At 59.8% G+C, this 24,358-nt stretch carries 24 protein-coding genes; 7 read left to right on the top strand and 17 right to left on the bottom strand.

Annotated elements, in window-relative coordinates; all coding sequences use genetic code 11:
* Positions 1–111: 111 nt before the first annotated feature.
* Complete coding sequence (locus J9788_RS22540) at positions 112–2,370, bottom strand: molybdopterin guanine dinucleotide-containing S/N-oxide reductase (protein ID WP_182265322.1); 2,259 nt, start codon at positions 2,368–2,370, stop codon at positions 112–114.
* A 220-nt stretch (positions 2,371–2,590) separates the two neighbouring features.
* Here J9788_RS22540 and galR point away from each other — a divergent pair, with 220 nt between their 5' ends.
* Positions 2,591–3,610, top strand: coding sequence for an HTH-type transcriptional regulator GalR (gene galR, locus J9788_RS22535; RefSeq protein WP_033652132.1), 1,020 nt, complete (start codon positions 2,591–2,593; stop codon positions 3,608–3,610).
* A 51-nt stretch (positions 3,611–3,661) separates the two neighbouring features.
* Here galR and lysA read toward each other — a convergent pair whose 3' ends face one another.
* A complete protein-coding gene (lysA, locus tag J9788_RS22530) occupies positions 3,662–4,924 on the bottom strand; it encodes a diaminopimelate decarboxylase (RefSeq protein ID WP_046899038.1) in 1,263 nt (420 codons plus the stop codon).
* Positions 4,925–5,057: 133 nt separating this feature from the next.
* Between lysA and J9788_RS22525 the strand changes: the two genes are divergently transcribed.
* Complete coding sequence (locus tag J9788_RS22525; RefSeq protein WP_046899037.1) at positions 5,058–5,981, top strand: LysR family transcriptional regulator; 924 nt, start codon at positions 5,058–5,060, stop codon at positions 5,979–5,981.
* 27 nt (positions 5,982–6,008) lie between these two features.
* On the opposite strand, the gene J9788_RS22520 is transcribed toward J9788_RS22525, so the two are convergent.
* Positions 6,009–6,917, bottom strand: a complete 909-nt coding sequence (locus tag J9788_RS22520; protein WP_033644836.1) for a LysR family transcriptional regulator — start codon at positions 6,915–6,917, stop codon at positions 6,009–6,011.
* Positions 6,918–7,025: 108 nt separating this feature from the next.
* On the opposite strand from J9788_RS22520, the gene J9788_RS22515 reads away from it, so the two are divergent.
* Both J9788_RS22515 and J9788_RS22510 read left to right on the top strand, forming a co-directional pair.
* Complete coding sequence (locus J9788_RS22515; protein ID WP_046899036.1) at positions 7,026–7,910, top strand: MBL fold metallo-hydrolase; 885 nt, start codon at positions 7,026–7,028, stop codon at positions 7,908–7,910.
* Between the two features lie 68 nt (positions 7,911–7,978).
* Positions 7,979–8,626 carry a DsbA family protein gene (locus tag J9788_RS22510; RefSeq protein ID WP_046899035.1) on the top strand — a complete coding sequence of 216 codons (648 nt, stop codon included), beginning with the start codon at positions 7,979–7,981 and terminating at the stop codon, positions 8,624–8,626.
* Positions 8,627–8,654: 28 nt separating this feature from the next.
* Here the strand turns inward: J9788_RS22510 and J9788_RS22505 are convergent, their stop codons facing one another.
* Positions 8,655–9,362 carry a tetratricopeptide repeat protein gene (locus J9788_RS22505; protein ID WP_182265323.1) on the bottom strand — a complete coding sequence of 236 codons (708 nt, stop codon included), beginning with the start codon at positions 9,360–9,362 and terminating at the stop codon, positions 8,655–8,657.
* A 206-nt stretch (positions 9,363–9,568) separates the two neighbouring features.
* Between J9788_RS22505 and J9788_RS22500 the strand changes: the two genes are divergently transcribed.
* On the top strand, positions 9,569–11,296 hold the full coding sequence (locus tag J9788_RS22500) for an ABC transporter ATP-binding protein/permease (protein WP_033652139.1): 1,728 nt from the start codon (positions 9,569–9,571) through the stop codon (positions 11,294–11,296).
* Between the two features lie 36 nt (positions 11,297–11,332).
* Here the strand turns inward: J9788_RS22500 and agaF are convergent, their stop codons facing one another.
* Genes agaF through agaR form a run of 6 tightly spaced genes read right to left on the bottom strand, consistent with a single transcriptional unit; the run spans position 11,333 to position 16,014 of the window.
* A complete protein-coding gene (agaF, locus tag J9788_RS22495) occupies positions 11,333–11,767 on the bottom strand; it encodes a PTS galactosamine/N-acetylgalactosamine transporter subunit IIA (RefSeq protein WP_046899032.1) in 435 nt (144 codons plus the stop codon).
* Between the two features lie 10 nt (positions 11,768–11,777).
* The gene (locus tag J9788_RS22490) at positions 11,778–12,671 is read right to left on the bottom strand and encodes a PTS system mannose/fructose/sorbose family transporter subunit IID (protein WP_033644827.1); all 894 of its coding nucleotides are present in this window, start codon (positions 12,669–12,671) and stop codon (positions 11,778–11,780) included.
* Entirely contained in the window at positions 12,661–13,440 is a 780-nt protein-coding gene (gene agaW, locus J9788_RS22485) for a PTS N-acetylgalactosamine transporter subunit IIC (RefSeq protein WP_033644826.1), read from the bottom strand. The genes J9788_RS22490 and agaW overlap by 11 nt, the downstream gene beginning before the upstream one ends.
* Positions 13,441–13,455: 15 nt before the next feature.
* Complete coding sequence (gene agaV, locus J9788_RS22480) at positions 13,456–13,932, bottom strand: PTS N-acetylgalactosamine transporter subunit IIB (RefSeq protein WP_004931808.1); 477 nt, start codon at positions 13,930–13,932, stop codon at positions 13,456–13,458.
* A 1-nt stretch (position 13,933) separates the two neighbouring features.
* Positions 13,934–15,217 carry a D-tagatose-bisphosphate aldolase, class II, non-catalytic subunit gene (locus tag J9788_RS22475; protein ID WP_046899031.1) on the bottom strand — a complete coding sequence of 428 codons (1,284 nt, stop codon included), beginning with the start codon at positions 15,215–15,217 and terminating at the stop codon, positions 13,934–13,936.
* Positions 15,218–15,240: 23 nt separating this feature from the next.
* The gene (agaR, locus tag J9788_RS22470; RefSeq protein WP_004931804.1) at positions 15,241–16,014 is read right to left on the bottom strand and encodes a transcriptional repressor AgaR; all 774 of its coding nucleotides are present in this window, start codon (positions 16,012–16,014) and stop codon (positions 15,241–15,243) included.
* A gap of 500 nt (positions 16,015–16,514) precedes the next feature.
* Here agaR and J9788_RS22465 point away from each other — a divergent pair, with 500 nt between their 5' ends.
* Positions 16,515–17,735 (top strand): MFS transporter, encoded by a 1,221-nt coding sequence (locus J9788_RS22465; protein WP_182265324.1) that lies wholly within the window; start codon positions 16,515–16,517, stop codon positions 17,733–17,735.
* On the opposite strand, the gene J9788_RS22460 is transcribed toward J9788_RS22465, so the two are convergent.
* The 3 genes from J9788_RS22460 to J9788_RS22450 all read right to left on the bottom strand — a co-directional run bounded on the left by J9788_RS22460 (position 17,732) and on the right by J9788_RS22450 (position 20,072).
* Positions 17,732–17,893 carry a hypothetical protein gene (locus J9788_RS22460; protein ID WP_182265325.1) on the bottom strand — a complete coding sequence of 54 codons (162 nt, stop codon included), beginning with the start codon at positions 17,891–17,893 and terminating at the stop codon, positions 17,732–17,734. The genes J9788_RS22465 and J9788_RS22460 overlap by 4 nt on opposite strands.
* A 23-nt stretch (positions 17,894–17,916) precedes the next feature.
* Complete coding sequence (locus J9788_RS22455; protein WP_370576372.1) at positions 17,917–18,027, bottom strand: YmiA family putative membrane protein; 111 nt, start codon at positions 18,025–18,027, stop codon at positions 17,917–17,919.
* 392 nt (positions 18,028–18,419) lie between these two features.
* Positions 18,420–20,072, bottom strand: coding sequence for a multidrug ABC transporter permease/ATP-binding protein (locus J9788_RS22450; RefSeq protein ID WP_182265326.1), 1,653 nt, complete (start codon positions 20,070–20,072; stop codon positions 18,420–18,422).
* A 378-nt stretch (positions 20,073–20,450) separates the two neighbouring features.
* Between J9788_RS22450 and J9788_RS22445 the strand changes: the two genes are divergently transcribed.
* Positions 20,451–21,002, top strand: a complete 552-nt coding sequence (locus J9788_RS22445) for a tyrosine-type DNA invertase (protein WP_046899029.1) — start codon at positions 20,451–20,453, stop codon at positions 21,000–21,002.
* Positions 21,003–21,221: 219 nt separating this feature from the next.
* Here J9788_RS22445 and J9788_RS22440 read toward each other — a convergent pair whose 3' ends face one another.
* The 4 genes from J9788_RS22440 to J9788_RS22425 form a co-directional block, all read right to left on the bottom strand.
* Complete coding sequence (locus J9788_RS22440) at positions 21,222–21,905, bottom strand: response regulator transcription factor (protein ID WP_182265327.1); 684 nt, start codon at positions 21,903–21,905, stop codon at positions 21,222–21,224.
* Between the two features lie 45 nt (positions 21,906–21,950).
* Complete coding sequence (locus J9788_RS22435) at positions 21,951–22,646, bottom strand: response regulator transcription factor (RefSeq protein WP_046899027.1); 696 nt, start codon at positions 22,644–22,646, stop codon at positions 21,951–21,953.
* 59 nt (positions 22,647–22,705) lie between these two features.
* A complete protein-coding gene (locus J9788_RS22430) occupies positions 22,706–23,233 on the bottom strand; it encodes a fimbrial protein (protein WP_227414648.1) in 528 nt (175 codons plus the stop codon).
* Positions 23,234–23,294: 61 nt separating this feature from the next.
* Complete coding sequence (locus tag J9788_RS22425) at positions 23,295–24,353, bottom strand: fimbrial protein (RefSeq protein ID WP_227414649.1); 1,059 nt, start codon at positions 24,351–24,353, stop codon at positions 23,295–23,297.
* Positions 24,354–24,358: the final 5 nt, after the last annotated feature.

The following is a 24,358-nucleotide window of genomic DNA, read 5'->3' as shown; positions in this document are numbered from 1 at the left end:
TGTAAATTTCCCGCGATCTGCTGTAATAACTCAATGAAACTTAAACCTTCCCGCAGCGACGAAAATAAATATAACAACGACGAGCCAGTGACCCAGACGCGAAATATTCACTCATCGTGCGCTGACCTCGACCAGGCAGCTCATGGCGTTCGGCCCCTGCGTCAGCGGCGAGGTGCCGATATCCAGCGTCAGCACGTTCGGGTTGCCCGCCTGCTCGACCGGCCGGCGCTGCGCGTCGAAACCCGGCTCGAACCAGGCACCGGTCGCCATCAGCACCACGCCGCGCGTCACGCCATCGGTGAGCGATACCCCCGCCAGACAGCTGCCGCGCGCGTTGCTGACCAGCACTTCGGCGCCGTCCACCACCCCGCGCGGCGCCGCATCGTCCGGATGCATGTACAAGGTTTCTCGCCCGGCGGTCTTGTTGCCCTGCGCCAGCGGCGCCGGATCCATCTGGCTATGCAGGCGATCGCTCGGCTGAATGGAGATCAGGTGCAGCGGCCAGTTTTTGGCCTGCGGCGCGCCCAGCCACTCCACCGGCGGCCGCCACTGCGGATGCGGAGCGAAATCATCGTAGCGATAGCCGGCGATCCGCTCGCTGAACAGCTCAATCTTGCCGCTGGGCGTTTGCAGCGGGTTAGCCTGCGGATCGGCGCGGAACGCGTCAAAAAATACGAACTCTTTAGCCGGCGCGGGCAGCTCGACATAGCCCCGTTGCCAGAAGGCCTCAAACTCGGGCCAGGCGACGCCGGCGCGCTGCTGCGCTGCGCCGCATTGCCGGTAGATAGCTTCGATCCAGGCCCGCTCGTCGCGATTCTCGGTAAAGCGCTCACGATAGCCGAGACGCTCCGCCAGATCGGCGAAGATATCGAAATCGTTGCGCGCCTGATGCTGCGGCGCAATGGCCTGATGCATCGCCAACACGTAGCGATCGCGCGACGAGCCGCCGATATCGTTACGCTCCAGCGAACTGGTGACCGGCAGCACGATGTCCGCCATTTTGGCCGCCGCCGTCCACCAGATATCTTGAACGATCACCGTGTCCGGTTTCTGCCAGCCATCTACCAGCCGATTCAACTGCTGATGATGATGGAACGGGTTGCCGCCGGCCCAGTGCACCAAATGGATATCCGGATAATGCCGCGTCTCGCCGCAAAATTGATAGGCCTCACCGGGGTGCAACAGCATGTCGCAGATGCGCGCCACCGGGATCGCCAGCCCGGCCGGGTTTTCGCCTACCGGCATGGTCGGCGCAGGCGTGTCAACGCGCGGATTGCCGACGCCGTTCATCGAGCCGTGGCCGAACGAGAAACCGCCGCCCGGCAGCCCCACCTGGCCCAGCATCGCCGACAGCGCGATCATCATCCAATACGGTTGCTCCCCCCGATGCGCGCGTTGCACGGAGTAGGAACAGGTGATGAAACTGCGCACGCCGATCAGTTGCCGCGCCAGCAGCGCGATGCGCGCCGCCGGAATGCCGGTAATGGCGCTGGCCCAAACGGGGGTTTTCGCCACGCCGTCACCGGCGCCGTTCAGGTAATCCGCCAGCTGTTGATAGCCCACGCAGTGGCTGTGCAGGAAGGCTTCATCCTGCGCGCCCAGCCGCTGGATTTCGTAAGCCAGCGCCAGCATCAGCGCCACGTCGGTATTCGGCCGGATCGGGATCCATTCCGCGTTGACGAACTCGGGGCAATCATCGCGCATCGGGCTGATGTTGACAACCGGCGTGCCCTTGCGCACCAGCTTTTGCAGCCAGGGCTTGAACGCATGTTCCGCCGCGCCGCCGGAAGAGACCTGAGCGTTTTTCAGCGCCAACCCGCCAAACGCCACAAACAGCTCGCAATGCTCCACGACGCTCGGCCAACTGGTGACGCGCCCGGTCAAGGGCGAGAAAGTGCCGATCACATACGGCAGAAAGAACTGCGCCGCACCCCAGCTGTAGTTGCCCTGCTGATCGACGCCGCCGCCGCCGCTGAAGTAGAACCGCCGCACCAGCGAGCGGGCATGGTGCAGCCGCCCGGCCGACGACCAGCCATAAGAGCCGGTAAACAACCCGGAGGCGCCGTAGCGCTCGCGCACCCGGCGATTCTCTTCCGCCACCAAATCGAGCGCCAATTCCCAGTCCACCTCGACGAAATCTTCCCTGCCGCGCAGCGTACGGTCGCTGCCCTCGCGCTTTTGCAGCCACGAGCGGCGCACCGCCGGCTTGCGGATGCGTTTGTCGGAATAGACCATCGGGACGATGGAATCGAGCAGCGGCGAAGGGTCGGGATCGTCGACGAAGGGTTCACAACGGATAAGCCGGTCGTCTTCAACCACGGCGGTATAAGCGCCCCAATGGGCGAGCTGCGGATAGCGTTTAATGGACATGGCGTTCTCGGCGCAAATCGGAATGCAAAGACGTTACCTCAGCCCGTCGCCAGTGCCAACGTACAAATTGCGCTATCGTTCGGTAGCAGTCGGTTATGCGTACAGACTCGAAGAGATTCTGCAACCGCCGCCACAAGTTGCGCACGAGACCGCTTGCAGCCCCGGTTTTTTTCCGCAAAACTGGGGGATGTAAGCGATTACCCAGGATGTGTTGACTGATATGGCTACGATAAAGGATGTTGCCAGGCTGGCGGGTGTTTCCGTGGCCACGGTATCCCGCGTGATAAACAATTCCCCCAAGGCCAGCGAAGGGTCGCGCACCGCGGTGCAGGCCGCCATGGAACAGCTGCAGTATCACCCTAACGCCAACGCACGAGCGCTGGCGCAGCAATCCACCGAGACGCTGGGGCTGATCGTCTCCGATGTTTCCGATCCCTTCTTCGGCGCGATGGTCAAGGCGGTCGAGCAGGTGGCCTACGCTACCCACAATTTTCTGCTGATTGGCAACGGTTACCACGACGCCGAAAAAGAGCGTCAGGCGATTGAACAGCTGGTGCGGCACCGCTGCGAAGCGCTGGTGGTGCACGCCAAAAGGCTGAGCGATCAGGAACTTTGCGGCTGGATGCAACAGATCCCGGGCATGGTGCTGATCAACCGCACGCTGCCGGGGTTTGAAACGCGCTGCGTGGCGCTCGACGATCGCTACGGCGCCTGGCTGGCAACCCGACATCTGATCCAGCAAGGGCACCAGCGGATCGCCATCATTTGCTCCACTCACCAGATTTCCGACGCCACCGATCGCCTGCAAGGCTATCTCGACGCGCTGCAGGAACACGGCATTGCGGTGGATGAAAAGCTGATCGCCTACGGTGAACCGGACGAGATCGGCGGCGAACAGGCGATGACCGAATTGCTCGGTCGCGGCCGTTCGTTCTCCGCCATTACCTGCTACAACGATCCGATGGCCGCCGGCGCGCTGTCGGTGCTGAGCGATAACAGCGTCGACGTACCGGGAGAAATTTCGCTGATCGGTTTCGACGACGTGCTGATTTCGCGCTACCTGCGCCCACGCCTGACCACCATTCGCTACCCTATCGTGGCGATGGCCACCCAGGCTGCGGAGCTGGCGCTGGCGCTGGCCAACCGGCAACCGCTGCCGGAAATCACCAACATGTTCAGCCCAACGCTGGTGCGCCGCCACTCGGTCGCCACCCTCAACAACGCGCACGAACAGCCATAATCATGCCGCCGCATGACGCGGTGAAGCGGGCGCAAGGCGCCCGCCCGCTTATCAGATAAGTTCCAGCGCGATCAGTTCTTCGATGGTTTGGCGGCGGCGGATCAAACGCGGCTCGCCGTTTTCAAACAGCACTTCAGGCAACAGCGGACGGCTGTTGTAGTTGGAGGACATCGATGCGCCGTAGGCGCCGGTATCGTGAAACACCAGATAATCGCCGATCTGCACCGGCGGCAGCTCGCGGGTTTCCACGCCGCCGCCCGCCTGCTGGGTGAAGACGTCGCCGGATTCGCACAGCGGCCCGGCGATCACCGTGTCGCGCAGCGGCTGCCCCGAGGTATCGCGCCCATCGGCCGGCAACAGCGAAATATGGTGATAGCTGCCGTACATCGCCGGCCGCATCAGATCGTTAAAACCGGCATCCACCAGCACAAAGTGGCGGCTCCCCATGTCTTTTACCGCCCGCACCTCGGCCACCAATACGCCCGCCTCCGCCATCAGGAAACGTCCGGGTTCAATCTCCAGCTGCACCGGGTGCCCCAGATGCGCGGCGATGCGCTCACGCGCCCGGTTCCACAAACCAAAATAGTGTTCGGTATCGATCGCCTCTTCGCCGTACTGATACGGGATAGACAGGCCGCCGCCGGCGGAAATGGCGCTGATGTCATGACCGAGGTCGATCACCTGCTGCACCATCGCATCGCAGACGCGCTCCAGATGCTGGTAATCGACGCCGGAACCGATATGCATATGCACGCCAATCAGCTTCAGGCCATAGCGGCGGATCTTCTCCACCGCCTGCGGCAGATCGGCATACCAGATGCCGTGTTTACTGTTCTCGCCACCGGTGTTGGTTTTCTGGCTGTGGCCGTGGCCAAACCCCGGATTAATGCGCAGCCACACCGGATGTCCGGCGGAAGCCTGACCGAGCTGCTCCAGCATATCGATGGAACCGGCGTTGACCGGGATCTTCAATGCGCTGACGCGCGCCAGCGTCGCGTGATCCAATACGTCCGCGGTAAACACGATATCGCTCGGCTCGCCGCCCGGCTGAAAACCGGCCTGCAGCGCCCGCTCGATTTCGCCGAGCGACACCGAATCCACCTTCACGCCCTGCTCGCGCATCAGGCGCAAAATATGAATATTCGAACAGGCTTTCTGCGCGAAACGGATAGTGTCGAAGTGACGCAGCTGAGCGATGCGCTGGCTGATGATGTCGGCATCATAAGCCCAGACCGGGCAACCGAAGCGCTGCGGCAAGGCCAGCAGGTTAGCGGCGTTCAACGCGGTGGAGGTGTCGTGCAACGGGCGTGGCATGGCGATATTCCCAATTCGAAAGTAACGGCAGATAAGGCCATAGTGCCGCACGCTGAATCGGGTGGAAAATATCTATTTAGCCGTAGTCTATTCATTTATGATATAGCTTTCTCTACAGTCGAGCAGCCTCGTCATGCACAGCATCTCTTTGCGGCAGATAGAAATCTTTCGGGCGGTGATGACCACCGGCAACCTGACCGAGGCGGCGGCCCTGCTGCAAACCTCGCAACCCACCGTCAGCCGCGAGCTGGCGCGCTTTGAGAAGCTGATCCGGCTGCAGCTGTTCGACCGGGTTCGCGGGCGCTTGTCCCCCACGGTGCAGGGCCTACGGCTGTTCGAAGAGGTGCAACGTTCCTATTATGGCCTCGATCGCATCGTCAACGCCGCCGCCGGCATTCGCCAGTTTCAGCAGGCGCAGCTGTCGATCGTGTGCCTGCCGGTATTTTCCCAATCGCTGCTGCCGGCGGTGTGCCGGCCCTTTATCGAACGTTACCCGGAAGTCAGCTTCAGCGTGATCCCGCAAGAATCGCCGCTGCTGGAAGAGTGGCTGTCGGCCCAGCGCCACGATCTGGGGCTGACGGAAACCACCCTGACGCCGGCGGGCACCGAGCGGGTAACGCTGATGACGTTGAATGAAGTCTGCGTGCTGCCGGCGGGCCATCCTTTGCTGGCGAAAGACCAGCTGACGCCGCAGGATTTCGCCGGGCAAAACTTTATCAGCCTATCGAGCACCGACAGCTATCGCCACTTGCTCGATGCGCTGTTCGCCGAGCAGGGCGTCGAGCGCCGCATGGTGATGGAAACGCACAGCGCGGCGTCGGTGTGCGCCATGGTGAGAGCCGGCGTGGGGGTGTCGATCGTCAATCCGCTGACGGCACTCGACTATGCCGGCAGCGGCGTGCACGTGCGGCCATTCAGCATCGACGTGCCGTTCACCGTCAGCCTGATACGGCCGCTGCACCGCCCTTCATCGGCGCTGGTGACGGCCTTTATCGACCATCTGCATCAACAGGCGACACTGTTCTCCGCCCGCCTGGCCGCCGCCGTCAAACGGTGAAAACGGCGTGGGAATGTTGCCGCGGCCTTAGCGCAGCGTCGCCTGCCACTGAGGATCGCTGGCGAACCATTCCACCAGAAAGTCCAGCATGGTGCGCAAGGTGGCGGGCATTTGTCGGCGTGAGGTGTAGATGCCGTAGATGCCCATCGATTGCGGCCGGTAACCCGGCAGCAGCTCCACCAGTTCGCCGCTGGCCAACAGCGGCGCCGCCGAATAGTAGGGCTGCAGGGAAATACCCGCCCCCTGCACCGTACCGGCCATCAGCACCACCGATTCATTGGCGCTCAGGTTGCCGCTGACCGCCACCGCCGATTTCACCCCCTGAGCGTCGAAATGCCACAGGCTTTTGCCGAAATAGGAATAAGTCAGGCAATTGTGCAACGCCAGATCCTGCGGCTGGCGCGGCGTGCCGTGCGCCGCCAGATACGCCGGCGCGGCGCACACCACCGACGCGCAGGTGGACAGCGGCCGGGCGATCAGGTTGGGATCCAACTCATTGGTGATGCGCAGCGCCAGATCGATGCGCTCTTCCACTAGGTTCACCGCCCGGTTGTTCATCTGAAGATCGACCGCCACCTGCGGATGACGCTTCAGATACTGGGCGACGGCCCCCACCAGCGCCGTTTGCCCGAGCGATTGCGAACAGGTGATGCGCAGCAGGCCGCGCAGTTCGTCGCTCTGCCCTTCCTCCACCAGATCGATTTCCCCCGCCAGCGCCAACATTTGTCGGCAGCGCTCCAAAGTACGCTCACCGGCGTCGGTCAGACTAAGCTTACGGGTAGTGCGGTGCAGTAAACGCGCCCCGGCCCATTGCTCCATCTGGGCCAGGTAGCGAGTGACCATCGCGCGCGACATCTCCAGCGTTTCCGCGGCGGCGATCATGCTGCCGCGATCGACGATGGTGACAAAAACCTCAGCGGCGGTAATGCGATCCATGATTAGTCCGATTTATGCAACGAATAATTGCTTATTATCCGGTTTTTCTATCGCTTTATGCAACCTAACATCATTACAACATTAACCGATACCTAAGGACCTCTGCCCATGTTTAAGAAATCACTGTTAACTCTGGCCTTCACCGGCGTCGCCACCCTGAGCACCTACGCCACCGCTGCCGATACCCTGACCATGGAAGTGTATAACCCGGGCGAGAAAAGCGTGTTCCCGGTGTCTTCCGAAATCGTCAGCGGCAAACACGAAGTGGCGCTGATCGACGCACAGTTCCAGCGCAACGATGCCGAAGAGCTGGTGAAAAAGATCAAGGCGACCGGCAAGAAACTGACCATCGTCTACATCAGCCACTCAGATCCGGATTTCTATTTCGGTCTGGACGTGATTAAGGCCGCTTTCCCGGAGGCGAAAATCATCGCTTCGCCTGGCACCATCAAGGACATTAACGCCACCAAAGACGGCAAAATCGCCTACTGGGGCCCAATCCTGAAAGACAACGCGCCGAAAACCGTGATCGTGCCGCAGCCGCTGCAGGGCGACAGCTTCACCATCGACGGTCAAAAAGTGGAAGTGAAAGGCCTGAACGGCCCGACCCCCGACCGCACCTTCGTGTGGATCCCGGCGCTGAAAGCGGTGGTGGGCGGTGTCGCGGTCGCCGGTGACAACATCCATCCGTGGATCGCCGACAACCAGAGCGTGGAATCGCGCCAGCACTGGCAACAGACGCTGAAAAACATCGAAGCGCTGAAGCCGCAGGTCGTCGTGCCGGGCCACTTCCTGCCGGGCGCCGCACAGACACTGGCATCGGTGCACTTTACCCAAAAATACCTGACCACGCTGGAAGCCGAGCTGCCGAAGGCCAAGGATTCCGCCGCGCTGATTGAAGCGATGAAAAAGCACTACCCGACGCTGAAAGACGAATCGAGCCTGGAACTGAGCGCGAAAGTGCTGAAAGGCGAGATGAAGTGGCCGCAATAAGCGCCCGTGCGTGATTGAACCAGCCCTGGCGCCGCGGCGGCTTGCCGCGCGCCAAGCGAGGAGTAAAAATGACCGAAACCACTCTGCATTACATTTTCGATCCGCTGTGCGGTTGGTGCTACGGCGCCGCGCCGCTGGTGAAAGCGGCTCAGAGCCTCCCCGGGCTGAAAGTCGTGCCGCACGCCGGCGGCATGATGACCGGCAACAACCGCCGTCAGATCACCGACGAATGGCGCAACTACGTCATTCCGCACGACAAGCGCATCGCCGAGATGACGGGCCAGCCTTTCGGCGAAGCCTATTTCAACGGCCTGCTGCGCGACACCACGGCGGTGATGGATTCCGAGCCGCCGATCACGGCTATCCTGGCGGCGGAAAAACTGGCGGGACGCGGGCTGGACATGCTGCACCGCATTCAGCAGGCGCACTATCAGGAAGGGCGACGCATCGCCGACACGCCGGTGCTGGAAGCGTTGGCGAAAGAGCTGGGGTTGCCTTCGGCGGCGTTTATCGCCGAAATGCGCTTCAACAGCGGCGCGCCGACCGCGCAACACATCGCGCAAAGCCGGGCGCTGCTGGCCAAAGTGCAGGGCCAGGGCTTCCCGACCTTTGCGCTGCAGGATAGCGAGGGCCAGCTGCATCTGCTGCCGGCCGGCAATTATCTGGGCAATGTGGAAGCCTGGAAGAATCTGTTGGGCGCCGCCGCGCTGGCGTAACCCTGCTCGCCCCGGTCGTCGGGGCGGGTCATTCTACCCGCACGAACCGCCCTTCCGCCCGCACGTTATGGCCGAACCCGCAATCGCCCCGCGTGTGCATTTCCAACGCTTGCTCGCCAAACTCCATCGTCACGTCGCAGACCTGCGCGCTGTCCGGCTCGTGCTGGTGGTAGACGGCCTTGCCGTGTGCGATCGGCAGCTCGGCGGTGAAGTCGCCCATGTTCGGCCCGTAATACAGCCCCATCTGCGGCATGGCGTAGCCGGAAAAATCGACCAGCCAGCGCTCGCCCTGCGGCTTCACCACCACTTCACTCCACACGCCGCGCCCGGCGTATTGCCAGTACACGCCGCCCGGCCCCTGCGGCTGCGGCCGCTGCGCCAGCCGTTGGCGCAACAGACTCATGTTGTGCTGCGATTTGTCATCGTGCGGCGCCAGCGCCAGATAGGCCTGCGCCTTGAGCAATTCGCCGGCGTGCATCAGCGACAGCGCCACGTTGTTGTAAGCCGTGGCGACAGCCTGCTCGCTCAAACCGCAAAACTCGCTCCAGGCCGCCTGATCGCGAAAGATGTCGGCAGCTTTGGCGTAATCCTGGCGCTGATAGGCCTTTTTTCCCAGTTCGGCGTAGCTCGCCACCTTTTGGCAGTCGGCGGCGATGTCCGGCTCGTCAATGTGCGCCCAGGCCCGGGCGCTGGCGAAGACGCCGCAGGTCAGCAACAGGGGAAACCAAGCCTTCATCGTTTATCCTTTCTGCAAAAATTCGGCGCCAGTATAACCGCCCGGCGCCGGAGTGTATGCCGCAATTGCGATCGCCTGCATGGCCGCCGGCGATTCAGCCGCCTTATTTCAAACGGTTAGCGGAGTCAAAACTGCTTACAGTCGCGGTTTGTTTGTTACCGGCCCGCAGCCCATGCTGAACAAAATACCGCAATTATCGAGCCGTTATGAACGCAACCCCCTTGCAGAAACACGCCATTTGGCAGTTGATCAAACCCTTTTGGGTGTCGGAGGAGCGATGGCGCGCCTGGATGATGCTGATCGCCATCGTCGTCCTGTCGCTCGGCCTGGTCTATATCAGCGTGCAGATCAACCAGTGGAACCAGGTGTTCTACGACGCGCTGCAGAACAAAAACTACCCGGTATTCAAGGCGCAGCTGTGGCGCTTTACCTATCTGGCGCTGATCTTCATCGTGCTGGCGGTCTACAAGATCTACCTGACTCAGGGGCTGCAGATGCGCTGGCGGCGCTGGATGACGGAAAGGTTCATGGGAAAATGGCTGGCGCACCAGGCGTATTACCACACCGAGCAGCAGCAGATCGTCGATAACCCCGATCAGCGTATCGCTGAAGATCTCAACGTGCTGACCCAATATACCCTGTCGCTGTCGCTCGGGCTGCTCTCCAGCCTGGTGACGCTGTTTTCCTTTATCGACATTTTATGGCACGTCAGCGGGCCGATGACCTTCGCGCTCGGGCAACACGCCATCACCTTGCCCGGCTATATGGTGTGGTTCGCGCTGCTGTATGCGGTGTTGGGATCGCTGCTGATCTGGTGGGTCGGCAAACCGCTGGTCATGCTGGGCTTCAACCAGGAACGGTATGAGGCGAACTTCCGTTTCGGCCTGATCCGCATCCGTGAAAACAACGACGCCATTGCGCTGTACCACGGCGAACCGCGCGAGGCGCAGCAGTTGGGCGACCGTTTCGATACCATTCGCAGCAACTGGTGGGCGATCATGCGCATCACCCGGCGGCTCAACATCGCCACCAACTTCTACGGCCAGTTCGCCATCGTGTTTCCCCTGCTGGTGGCGGCGCCGCGCTACTTCTCCGGCGCCATCCAGATGGGCGGCCTGATGCAGATCGCCTCGGCCTTTGGCCAGGTGCAGGGCGCGCTGTCGTGGTTTATCGACGCGTTTAACGATTTGGCGACCTGGAAAGCCTGCGTTAACCGTCTGGCCGGCTTCAACGCCGCCGTCGATCAGGTTCACCATCAGCCGCGCGGCATTCAACTGCGGGAGGAGACCGCCCATCCGTTAACGCTGGACAACCTCAGCCTGCACTTGCCCGACGGCCAGCCGCTGCTGACCGGCGCCGAGATGACGCTGCAACGCGGCGATCGCCTGCTGATCGTCGGGCCTTCCGGCTGCGGCAAGTCGACGCTGCTGCGCGCCATCGCCGGTATCTGGCCTTACGGCGCGGGCGCCATCGGGGTAGCGGGCAACGCCAACATGCTGTTCCTGCCGCAGCGCAGCTACATTCCGATCGGCACGCTGCGCGAAGCGCTGAGCTACCCGAGCCTGGCGTCGGAATACAGCGACGCGCAACTGATGCGGGTGCTGGAAAACTGCCGCCTGAAGCACCTGCAGCGCTGGCTGGACACCTCCGCCAACTGGAGCCATCGCCTGTCGCCGGGCGAGCAACAGCGGCTGGCCTTCGCCCGCGCCCTGTTGATTCGCCCGAGCATCCTGTTCCTCGACGAGGCCACCAGCGCGCTGGACGACGAAACCGAGCAACTGATGTACTGCCTGCTGGTGGATGAACTGCCGGACGTGACGCTGGTCAGCGTGGCGCACCGCAACAGCGTGGCGAAATACCACCAGACCTGCTGGCGCTTCAGCCGCGGCGAAGACCAACCGGCGCGTCTGGCGCTGAGCCCGTTGCCGGCCTAACTCACGGAGCCGGGCGCGCCCGCGCCCGGTTTTCGTTCAGATGCCGTCGGCCTGCGCGTCTTCGCACTTCACTCGGCGGCGTTCATGCCACAGGCTGGTCAGGCCGCGTTTGCCGCACGCCAGCGCCACCTCGCGAAATTCATCCAGACTCAGTCCGTCACGTTCCAGCATCATTTCCGCCGCCAGCTGCATGTTGACGCCGGTCAGCACTTCGCAATCGCCCCGCGCATCCGCCAGTTCACAGGCGCTGCGAAACGGCGAACCGCCGAGCATGTCGGTCAGGAACACCACGCCGTCCGGCTGCGCCACCGCGACCAGCGCCGAGCGCAAAGCCTCCCTGAGCTGCGCGGTGCTCATCTGTTCGGGGAAATCGACCGCCGCGCAATGCCGCTGCGGCCCCACCACCTGTTCCACCGCCTGCAGCAGCCCGGAGGCAAAGCCGCCGTGGCCGGTAATCACAATGCCTGGCATATCCCGCTCCTCATAAAATGCCGATAAATTTGCCCGCCACGCCGATCGCTACCGTGACGCCAATCAGCTTCACCGGCGAGAATCCGCGCTTCATCAGGAAGAAAATGAGCAGCGTGAAACACAGCGGCAGCAAGTTGGGCATCAACTTGTCCAGCACGTCGGTTTGCAGCGCCACGCTGGCCTTGCCGGCATGCATCACCAGCGGCGTGGACAGGTGCACGTACGAGGCCACCAGCGCGCCGATCACCGTCATGCCGACAATGGAGGCGGCGTGAGAAATGCGCCGGGTGTGGGTTTTCAGCAGCGCCAGCGCGCTGGTGCCGGCCTGGTAGCCGTAGTGCGCCAGCCCGAAACGCAGGCCGAAGTGGAACAGGTTAAACAACAGCAGGAAGACGATCGGCCCGAACAGGCTGCCCTCCAATGCCAGCGAAGCGCCTATCCCGGCGCAGATCGGCAGCAGCGTCAACCAAAACAGCGCGTCGCCGATGCCGCCAAGCGGCCCCATCAGCGCCACTTTCACCGCGCGGATGGTGGAGATCTTCTCCTTGTTCTGCTCCATCGCCAGCACCAGACCGGACAGGAAGGTGACGTCGAACGGGTGCACGTTGATAAACTCCATGTGCATCTTCATCGAGTTGGCCAGATCCTGCGGGTTGCGGTGGATCTTGCGCAGCGCGGGGATCAGCTGATACAGCCAGCCGCCCGCCTGCATGCGCTCGTAGTTGAACGACGCCTGCAGCAGCAGCGAACGCCAGGCCATGCGGTTAATGTCGCCGCGCGTCAGCGCTTCGGCGGGCCGGCTGTCCAGATAGTCGTCCTGCTCCACCTGGCTGGTGGCCAGCGCCTGCGCCATACGCTGCTCGGCCTTTTGCGCCAGCAGATCGTCGGAATCGTTAAATGCCATCTTCGGCGTCCTCCTGCGGAGCGGGCCGGGCCGTCGCCTCTGCCGCGCCGCGTTGCGTGTTGAAGAAGTCGATCAGAGCGATCGCCAGGGCGCCCAGCGCCACCGCCAGGATCGGCAGCTTGAGAAACGTGACCGAGATGAAACCGAGGATAAAATAGGCCACGTAGGTTTTTTTCATCATCACCTTCATCAGCAGCGAGAAACCGATCGCCGGCATCATGCCGCCCGCCACCGCCAGCCCGTCCAGCAGCCAGCCCGGAGCTTTCTGCACCATGGCGCTGGCCGCATCGGCGCCGAAGTAAATCGGCAGGAACGCCACCACGAAATAGAAGATGAACAGAATGCCGATGCCGAGATAGTTCACCCGTTCGATGCCGCGCCAGTTCAGCGCTTTTACCATGCGATCGCAGCGGTGCATCATCGGCGAGAACAGTGTAAACAGCAGCGTGATGCAGCCCTGCACCGCGATCGAGAACGGCACCGCCACGCCGATCGCCACTTTAGGGTCGGCTTTGGTCAGAATGGCGAATGCGGTGCCGATCACCCCGCCGATCACCACGTTAGGCGGTTGGGCTCCCGCCAACGGCACCATCCCCATCCACACCAGCTCCAGCGTGCCGCCCACCAGCAAGCCGGTGTAGACATCGCCCAAAATCAGCCCCACCAGCGGCCCCATCACCACTGGCCGGTGGAAGTGGGTCAGACCGTCGAACAGGTCAACACCCGCCAACCCCGCCAACAGCGCAATCAATAACGCATCCGTCAACATGCTTTCCCCCCTGGCTCAAAAGAGCAGTTTGCCGATCGCCTCGCCCGCTTCATCAGGCACCCGACGCACTTCGCACTCCACGCCCAGTTCAGCCAGCGCGCGGAACGCAGCCACGTCGCCGTCGTCCAGCGACACCGTTTTGTGCACCTGCCGCTTTCCCTCGGCGAAGTGCATATTGCCGACGTTGACGAAACGGATCGGCACCCCGCCGCGCACCAGCGTCAACACGTCCTGCGGCGTTTTGCACACCAGAAAGATCTTCTGCCGATCCGCCGCCTTGTGGATCACGTCAATGGTTTTCTGCAGCGTGAAATAACGGGTCTGCACCCCTTCCGCCACCACCATGTCCATCAGGTTCTGCTGCACCGGATCGGCGGCGGCCTCGTCGTTGGCCACCACCACCAGGTTGGCGCCAAGGGTGTTGGTCCAGGTCACGCCCACCTGGCCATGTACCAGGCGATTGTCGATGCGGGTCATTAAAATGTTCGGCATATCAGCGGCCCTCCGGATAGCAGGCGGCGTGGTAATCATCGAGTACCTGCGTCACTTTGTGCAGCACCCACTCCTGCGGATCGGCGCTCAATTCGCCGGCGTTCAGCGCCCGCGCCTGCTCCGGCAGATACTGGCTGAGCAGCGCCAGCGGCGCCGGGCTGCGCCGCAGGTTGTCCAGCAAGCCGTCGACCGCCTGCTGCACCTGCGGCTGCGGCCAGTAGTAACGCACCCGATCGCTCAGGCTGTAGTGGCGATCGAGATACTGCTGGTGCGGCGTACCGTGGTAATAGCGGCTCCACTGTTGCGGCTGCTCGCGCATCACCTGTTCCAGCGTGGCGCACAGCTGCGCCGACTGGCGTTCCCCCAGCCATTCGCGCTCGATGCGATCGAGAGCGAACAGCGCTTCGCGTAGCGCAAAGGTCAGCGCCGGCCCCACCTTCAGAATGGCGAAATGATCGCGCACCAGCTGGCGATAGGCCTGCGGCGGTTGGTAGTCCGTGGAGTGCGCTTCATAGATCATGCCCGGCTGCCGTTCGATGAAATGGCTCAGTGCGTCGGCGCGTTGCGGCTGGTAACGTTCGACGCTGTGGTGATCGAACTCGACGCCCGGCTGCACCACCAGCGCGATGGTTCGCTGCCAGGCATCGTTCAGCTCGGCCTTTTGCCAGGCGATACGGTGTGTTTCCAGGGTTTGCGCCACCGCCTGCGGCGTGGTGACCTGCAGGCCCGCCAACGCCTCCTGCGCACCGCCCGGTACCGGCACCTCGGTGCCGATCACATAGACCGGCGCTTCGCCACCGCTCTGCGCCCAGGCGCGTTCCGCCACCGCGCACAGGCGCGCCGCACGCTCGGCGACCGCCGCATCACCCAAGGGCGAGGGATCGCCGGCGCACGACATGGAACAATCGAGATGAATTTTGCGAAATCCGGCGCGAACGTAATCGTCGATCAACGTTTCCGCCAGCGTCATCGCTTCCTGAGCCGGGCGATCTTGCCAGGCGTTGGGCCCCAGATGGTCGCCGCCCAGCCACACGCGCTCGCGCGCCAAGCCAACCTCATCCGCCAGACGCCAGAGCGCATCGCGGAACTGGGCCGCCGTTTGGCCGGTATAGCCGCCGAACTGATTGACCTGGTTGGAGGTCGCCTCCACCAATACCGGCGTGCCGCGGCTTTTAGCCTGCCGCAGCGCGGCCTTCAGAACCCAGGGATGGGCGGAACAGACGGAAAAAATCCCGACCGGCATACCGGCCTTGTGCTGCTCGACAAGCTGTAACAACTGCTGCATGAAGCCCCCATGCAGGCGCCGTGCTACCGATCGGCGATGATGACCTCTACGCCCAGCTCGGTTAACGCCCGCTCGTAATCGTCCGGAAGACGGCTGTCAGTGATCAGCCGATGGATTTGTCCAGCTTCGCGAATCATGCAAAAGCTCTTGCGACCGAATTTGCTGGCATCCGCCACTGCGATAATCTCGCGCGCCACCTCGCACATCACGCGATTGAGGTGCGCTTCACCGGGGTGAGGCGTGGTGATGCCGGCGCTCAGATCGAACCCGTCGACGCCTAAAAACAGCTTGTCGAAGCGGTACTGACGCAATTGCTGCTCGGCAGCCGGACCATAGAGCGAGTAAGAGTTGCGGCGCACGCTGCCCCCCAGCACCATGACTTCCACCCCGTCGTTTCCTGAAAGCTCATAGGCAATGTTCAGCGCATTAGTCATCACCACTAGATCGCGCCGCCCCTTCAGGAACGGCACGATCTGCGCGGTGGTTGAACCGGAATCGAGGATCAGCGCATCGCCGTCGCGCACATAGCCGGCCGCCGCGTTGGCGATCAGCGTTTTGACATCGCGATTCAACCGCCCTTTGTCCCGCAGCGGCCGATCGAAAGCGAATTGCTGATTGAGCATTGCGCCGCCGTAAGCGCGCAGCGCACACCCTTTTCGTTCCAGAAAGCGCAGATCGTTGCGGATCGTCACCGTGGATACTGCAAACTGTTTGCTGAGTTGCTCCACGCGCACGCTGCCGTGCTCGCATAACAGATCGATGATGTGTTCACGTCGCTTTGCGGTATTCACTGGCATGAGCTGCGGTCCTCAGGTTTCCGGCATCGCCGGGGAGAAGATGGCTTTCGCTCTACTGCGCTGGCATTACAGCAAAGCGAAAGCAATGAAATTGTGATCGGGCTTACAGCCCCGTTTTAGCAAAAAAACCGCCAAAAAACCTTTCGAATCGAAACGAATCGAAAAGCCAAAAAATGGAATGGGTGAAAAATGAAATGCCATGACGAGCGCGAACGCCGGAGAGCAGCCGCGCCGGCGGCGGCAGAAGTGAAAGCGCTGCAGACCCCGCCCTGCGCCATGACTTTTAGTTCACTCAGTGACCAGGATCACATAATGGGAATTATCCTGCAGCCGGCGGGAATCAGCCCTCTCCATCCCGCCGGCCCCCCTTGTCAGCGCGAGCCATCTTCCCTACACTTGCGATCAGATATCGGCTCCTTGTCGGTACGTAAGCGTTAACGTCAATCAACGCATCACGCCATGCAGCGCTGATTGTCTGCATGCCCTGGTGCGAGGAACTCATGCCGCAACCCGCTTCATCTTCATCATCCATCGCGACCCCGCGTCGCCGTTTACATCGCCCTGTTCTGCTGATCGTCGGCATCATGCTGATCGCAGCTAACCTGCGCGCCGCCCTCACCAGCGTCGGCCCGCTGCTGGAACAGATTCAGCAACAGCTGGCGTTGTCCGCCACCGCAGCCGGCCTGATCAACTCACTGCCGCTGATCCTGTTCGCCATCCTCTCGCCACTCACCCCGGCGCTGGCGAAACGCATCGGCATCGAACGCACCCTGGGTTTAGCCCTCGCGCTGCTGGTTTGCGGCATCGCGCTGCGTTCCCTGCCGCAAGACGCCATGCTGTGGCTGGGAAGCGTTCTGATCGGCGCCGCCATCGCCTTCGCCAATGTGGTGCTGCCAACGCTGGTGAAAAGAGATTTTCCTCATCGCGCCGCCGCGATGATAGCGGCCTATGCGGCGGTGATGTCACTGGTCGCCGCCATCGCCTCCGGTCTGGCGGTGCCGCTGGCTTCCCTGGCCGATCTCGGCTGGCGCTTCTCCTTGCTGTGCTGGGGATTACCTGCGCTGTTGGCGCTGCTGGTGTGGTTGCCGCAGCTGCGGCGCTCCGCCACACCCGTCGCTAAAGAGCCGCAGCCGACGGAGCCGCAACGCTATCGCTCTCCCTGGGGCAGCGCGCTGGGCTGGCAAGTGGCGATGTTCATGGGGCTGCAATCGATCGCCTTCTACACCATTATCGGCTGGTTCAGTGCCTTTGCCGTCAGCCACGGCGCCTCAGCCCAGCAGGCGGGCTTCGAGCTGTTCGTTTATCAGGTGGTGGCGATCGTCGCCAACTTTGTCATGGTGGTGATTTTGCCGCGGGCGCGCGATCAGCGGGCGATAGCGCTGGGCAGTTCTCTGCTGATCTTTATCGGCGTCGGGGGATTATTGGTGCAACCCGCCAGTTCACTGGTGTGGCTGACGTTTGCCGGGTTGGGAGCGGGGAGTTCGCTGGTGCTGGCACTGTCGTTCTTTGGATTGCGCAGTCAGCATCATCATCAGGCGACGCTGCTGTCGGGCATGGCGCAATCCGTCGGTTATCTGTTGGCCGCGCTGGGACCCACCTTATTCGGCCTGTTACACGATCTGACGGAAGGCTGGCGCTGGCCGTTGATCGCTCTGCTATGCCTGACCGTCTTGCAAATGCTGTTCGGCGCGCTGGCCGGCCGCAGCCGCGTGATCGGCTAACGTCGCTGAGCGATGGGCCGCGCCGCTTCGGGGGCGGTATCCTGCCATAAATCTTCAATAAAGGCGCGCTGCTCATCGCTCAGCACCCATGAAGGCGGAATTTTTGACTGCGCGCGACGCTGAGCGCCCTCACGGTTTTTAGCCTGCTTCTTGTTCACGAATCGTCTTCCTGCTTAACCTGCTAACTCAGTAACCAGTAAATCACGGCAGCGGTTAGCAGCCAGAACAGCCCACTAACGATAAACACGCCTAGCCATGCTTTACGTTTGATATTTGGTCCATCCTTGCTCACCACAGCGCCCCTAACCAATAGATTAAACCATTCAAAATAAAATTATTGATACATTTCAACGATCAATAAAGTCGTTTTTTCCTATGGAAATTTAAAAAAACTCTGCTGCCCATAGATCTGCATTGCCGTATCAGCCAGAACGGCACCGTGGATATCACTGTTATCGGCAGGCGAGAACGTGTTTTGATAGGCGAACGAATGCGCAGTGTGCCACACCTCTAAAGGTCAAAATTAAACCACTGGTAAACAATTAAAACATCAATTATTTGACTGGTCGTAAGCCAAATCGGCAGCAGACAGCATTGGATGAGGGAGAGAAAATGAAGCGACGCACTGAAATAATGCGGGGGCGAAGCGCCGGCCCGTTTTGGTCTGGCACGGGCCGACGTAAGTTAACCGATTCTGCTGACGGAATCCCGGCTGGCGTGTTCACGCTCGCTGCCGGTCAACTCGCGTAAATGGCCTGAGCGCATCTCCAGCAACCGATCGGCGTGTTCGAAATAGTGATCGTCATGGCTGATGGCGAACACCGTTTTGCCCAACGCGCGCAGCGCCGGCAACAGTTCGCGATAGAAAATGCGCCGGAACTGCGGATCCTGATCGGCGGCCCATTCATCCAACAGCAAAATATCGCGTTGTTCCGCCACCGCCAGCAACAGGGCCAGACGTTTGCGCTGCCCCTGCGACAGTTGCGGGTTGGTCACTCTGGCGCCGTCGAACTGCAATTTGCTTTTCATATTCAACCGTTCAAGCCAATGCGTGACCAGCGCTGCATCAGGTTCGCCGCCTTCCGGTCCTTGTAAACGATCGAACTGATGAAAATCGGTGAAAATCGCTGAAAACAGCCGGCGATAGTCCGGCATATCCGCCGCGGTCTGTGCGACGCCATCCAGAACGATGTGCCCGCTTACCGGCCGATACAACCCGGTCAACAGCATCGCCAGCGTTGACTTGCCACTGCCGTTGCCGCCGATAAGAAACACCAGCTCACCGCGCCGCAGCGTCAGATTGAGCGGCCCGACGGTAAAACCGGGCTGTTGTTCCGCATCTGCATAGTGAAAAACCACGTCGCGCAGCTCCAGCGTCTGCCAGGAACGGCCAACGGCGGCTGGAAACCCCGGCTGATACTCGGCCAAACGCAGCGCTTTCAGCTTGTTGAAGGCCACTTCGGCGCCGACCAGCGTCGGAAACGCCCCCACGGCCTGCAGTAAGGGCGTGCGCAAGAACAGCAGCGTCAGCGAGTAGGTCGCGGCCACCGTCGAGTCCGCCCATCCCAAACTGTTGGCCATAAAGAACACCAGCCCGATCGCCCCCAACATCATGATGTTTGACCAGTTGAGCGCACTCAAATGGAAGGTATCGGCGCGAATGATATGGTAGCGATAGGCTTGCGCGTCGGGCTGATAGGCCTGCTCGTATAACGCCTGAGCCCGTTTGCGGTTCAACGTCAGTTCCTTACGGCCATCAATCACCGATTCATAACGATGATAGAGACGCTCTTCTGACTCGCGCAAACTGGCCATATGGCGATAAACCCGTGACACCAGGCAACCGCTGCCCACCACGGTCACCGCCACCCAAACCGCCGTGACCGCCAGCATTTTCGGCGATAGCCACCCCAGGTAGGCCGCTGCCCCCAGGGTCAAAATCACCCCTTGCACCAATTCGGGCAAGCGCACGAAGGCGATGGTGATATTGCGGATGTCACTGGACAGACTGGCCAGCAATGAGGCGCTGCCTAACTGTTCGAGGCGCTCGATCTCGGTATCCAGAATGCGCTTCACCAGTTGCCCACGCAGCCGATAGACGAAGTAATGGCCCAATGTGGTCAGCGCCAGCTGTGAACCCAGCGTGACCGCTATCAACAATGCCAGCAGGGCGAGAAACATCGGCAACACGGCCAATGGGTTGCCGCTGACGTCCATCAGATATTGATTGATAAAAGCAATGATACCGATGCCTAAACCGGCGCTGGCCATGGTCAATGCCATAACCGCCAGAAATGGCCAACGATACTGCCGATAAACCACCCGTAGCAGTTCCATGAAAAAACCTCTGAAGTCGCGATCTGGCAGGCATTGTAAGCGGCGCGAGAATGAGATCAAGACGAATTCTCATCACAGCTTATCAAGCACCGATATGAGAGAGAGGATATCTCATGGCTGTCTGACGGATGGAAACTCTCCATGGGGCTCTTACAGAGATGCTAAATATTCGCTAATTAAATAGCCTCATGAAAAAAAAATTAAATAATCATATAAAAAACAATATATATTCACTTGAAAAATGAAAAAATAGAAAAGATAAAAAAACCATCTATTAACAAATGAAATTATTTATTTCCTTTGCTGCCAATTATGCTCCAATGCTTTAATAAAACTTCATGATAGAAATCACCAACATCAAAGATGCAGGAAAGAAAAATGAAAAAAAGGAAATTTCTCAGTCAGGTTGAAATTGAGCAACTGATTGCCGCCGTGCATGAGGGGAAAAATAGCATTCGAGATCGTTGTCTACTATTAATGTGCTTTATTCACGGTTTGCGGGTTAGCGAACTGCGTGCTTTGCGCCTGGAGGATATTGATCTTACCTCTAATCGGATCCATATATCCCGACTGAAAAACGGGTTTTCCGTTCAGCATCCGATCCAACCGCGAGAACGGCAGGCGCTGTTACATTGGTTGACCCAGCGGACGAGCTATCCTGATGCAGAGGCTCCATGGTTATTCCTGTCGCGCCACGGCGGACAAATCTCACGTCAGCAGCTGTATCGATTAATGAGAATGTATGGCGAAATGGCCGGTATTAGCGTTCAGGTTCATCCTCACATGCTACGACACTCCTGCGGCTACGCGCTTGCAGATAACGGGGTCGATACGCGCTTGATTCAGGATTATTTAGGGCACAAAAATATCCAGAATACGGTGATCTACACCGCAACCAATGTAGAGCGATTCCGCACGATCAGCATTTAATTTTACGATGTAAATAACGATGCAGGCACTCATCTTCTTTTAACGTGCGCATCGAGTACGGTAAAAAATATCGGATGGGAAAATGCAGCCCGGCACGCCAACAACGCTCTAATTCAGCACTATTCCAACGCCGAGCTGCTTTCATCCACCCGCCCAGGGGACACTTGTTTGATTATTTTTCAACGCCCAGACTACCGGTTTATACCCTGTCATTAACGATTAAGTCCCCTTTGACCACTTCCCGCCAAATTGTCGCGTAATATTGCCGTGCAATGAAAACAGTTCACTGTCATTCTTCACCTGCAGTTTGCGCATGGCACTGCATTTATGCGCGCTGATCGTCTTGATGCTGCGGCGTTGCAATTCGGCGATTTGCCGCAGGCTCATGCCGTTGAACAAAAAGGCCAACACATCAGTCTCGCAGCGAGTCAGCTTTCGGGTGAACACCTCATCTCCGCTAACCGAGGGGGCCAGAAAAGTCCCTATCTGTGGGCTCAACACTCGCTCCCCAAGCAAGACCCGATTAAAAAACTCCGCCACCAGCGGCAAAGCGTCATCCCTGGCGACGATGCTGACATTGGGCTGAGACAACAATCGCCCCAACTCTTCTGCATTACGGCAACGGGTATAGGCAATCACCCGTAATTCGGGCAGTTGCGTACACAGGGCCAGCAACGCTTCCCTGCCCTTAGCGGTCGTCTCATCTTCACCGTCCAGTTCGGTAATCAGCACGTCGGCCTGCTGATAGACCACGCTATCCACCACCGCACGTACGCTGGTTTCCTTTACGACGACTTTTACCTGGGTTGGCAGCGTTTTTAAAAAACTGGCCAACCCTTCCAGCGTCAATGGACATCTGTCCATTAATGCTATGTTCAGCGGTTGCTGACGCCATAAATGCATAATCTGCTCCTATGCTTGCTTGCCCGCGAGACCTCGTGCGCTTGCCTAGCGAACCAAGGATGAACCTTGCGCAGCCATCCATTTCCCCTGAAGATACAGTTCCCCATCGCTGTGAAACCCCAGCTTCAACATCGCATTGCGTTTATGGGTGCTGACGGTGCGGATATCACGGCACATGGTCAGCGCCACATTGGTCACGCTCTTACCGGAAAACAGTTGGGTCAACACATCCAGTTCCTTCGCCGTCAGCGGTTTATCGGCGCCAGCCTCATGCAATTGACGTTGGCGTACCCGGTGGCTGAAGCTGCAACTGCCCGTCAGGACTTGCTGAACACAGTGGGTCAATGCAATAGCCGGTTCCTGCTTCAGCATCAGGCCGCGAATACCGGAAGCGATGAGCTGCCGCAACAACCTCGGTTCATCCAATGCCGTACAAATGACAATCGCGGTGTCCGGCGAGTTTTCCCGCACCTCGGCGATCAGCTTGAATCCCTCCAATACCGACTCTGATTGTCCACACAGCTCCATCACCAATAAACGATGCGGATGTTCAGTCAATAAGGCTCTCAGTTCCACCAGATTCGCCACCTGCCGAATGTTGCCAGGTTGGAGACCGCAGGATTCAATCAGCCGGTTTCTCATCCCCAGAGCCGTCATGGCGCAGGGTTCCATGACAGCCACGGCACCCGCCGCTTCATTGCCCGCCGCCAAGGTCATTCCATCGGGATAATTGATTTTCATATCATCACCTTAACTCTGTCGTTAGCCTTCCGCCCACGCTGGCCCTTTTGTCCCATTGCCTACTGATAGACAAAAGTGACCTGCAGAGCGCCGTCTATTGAACCAGGCGTCGATCCGCCATGGGTGCTGTATGCCCGCGCCCGCAAATTGAATTTGGCTTCATGCGTCGCCTGGTTAACTGACTGGGTCATGTTCTTGCCATTACCCAGATTTGCTCCCTGGTTGTCTTGCAATTCAATTTGTACCCGACGAGAACTGCCGGTGCTTTTGTATAAGCTGGTGCTTTCCTCAGCGACGGTTCCGCTGAAGGTCGCGACAACCGACGTGGTGGTGCTCGGGCAGTTTTTTAACGTCAGGGGGAACTCCACCCAAGGGCTGAAGGCGCCGGAGGTCGCCAGCGTGGCGGCGGAAATATCGTCCCCCAGATTGACCGTAACGCTAGCGTTCGCACTGTCGATTTCGCAGGGAGCAGCTTTAATGTTGCCGGAAATCACTATTTTCGATACCGCTTGTGCCGTCGGGATCGTCAAAATCAACATGCTGCTCAGCACCAGGTTGCAGCCAAAACGATTAAACATTTTCACCATAATCTGTTCCTTCTCGTTAAACGCAGGGGCCCGCCCACCCCACTGCCGTTGAAATATCCGTTTATTGGATTTCTGCCTGAATGGTCGCCGTGGCATTGAACTTGCCCATCGCAGGCGCCTTCCCGGTGGTATTGATGGGATAGACGCTGATCCCGGTTCGCCCTGACTGACTCGGGTATTGAAAATCGACCGGCAACCGGCCGTTTTGCGGTGCAATCGGGTTGCCAAACAGATCCTTTATCATCACCCCGATGCTGTCGTTGCTGGTCTTCAGCGCCTCGGGCATGTTGCCGTCGGCTTCGCCGCGAAATGACAGGCTGACTTTGACGCCATTGGAAATGTTGCTACAAGCCAGCGTCAGCGTTTTCTCATGCGGGGTGAAGCGGGACGGCATCGCCCCTTTGGTTTGAAAGTCCGTGGTCAGGATATCGCCGAAATCCACCGTCACCGTCTGAGGGCTGATTTCGCAGCTTTGCGGCACGGTGACGGTGCCGCTCATTGAGACGGTAGACACCGCCACATCACTGCTCACACCGCTCACGACCGAGACATAAGTTTCCACCAGTTTGGTGCTGGGTATCGTCGTCACCCCCACGAAAGGACGGCGGAAATAGAGATGGATTCGCCCTTTAGCGCCGCTGTTATAAGGTGTACTGGCGCAGGACTCATCATCGCCATCCATATCGGTCTTTTTATTCGACTCATTCTCAAACGGTGCGGCGATATACTCTTCGCGGTAGCCCGCCACGTACACTTCACTGGCGACGCCCAGATATTCATTCAGCGCGTAATAGGTTAGTCCCCCCTCACTGAATACCTGGTCACTCAGCAGTACTTTGGCGGTTACGTAAGACGCCGTACGATACTGGCATTCACACTCAACCAGATAGGAGCCGGCCAGATTCCATTTACCGCCGTCGGCGTTCTTGATAATTCGCCCCGCCATGTTTTGAGACGGATCAACCAATTTCGGCGAGAAAACAAATGAGAATCCTTTAGTGCCGGATTTCGGCTTGCATTGCCCAAAAACGGCCTGCGCTTGCTGAGCGTACAGCATCATACTCAGCAGCAATCCCCCGGCGCTGACCACACGTTTAATAGATATTCCCTTAACCATCATATGCA

Source organism: Serratia sp. X10, from assembly GCF_017811775.1.
In the GTDB taxonomy this organism is placed as follows: Bacteria; Pseudomonadota; Gammaproteobacteria; order Enterobacterales; family Enterobacteriaceae; genus Serratia; species Serratia ureilytica.
This window is presented reverse-complemented; position numbering and strand designations above follow the sequence as displayed.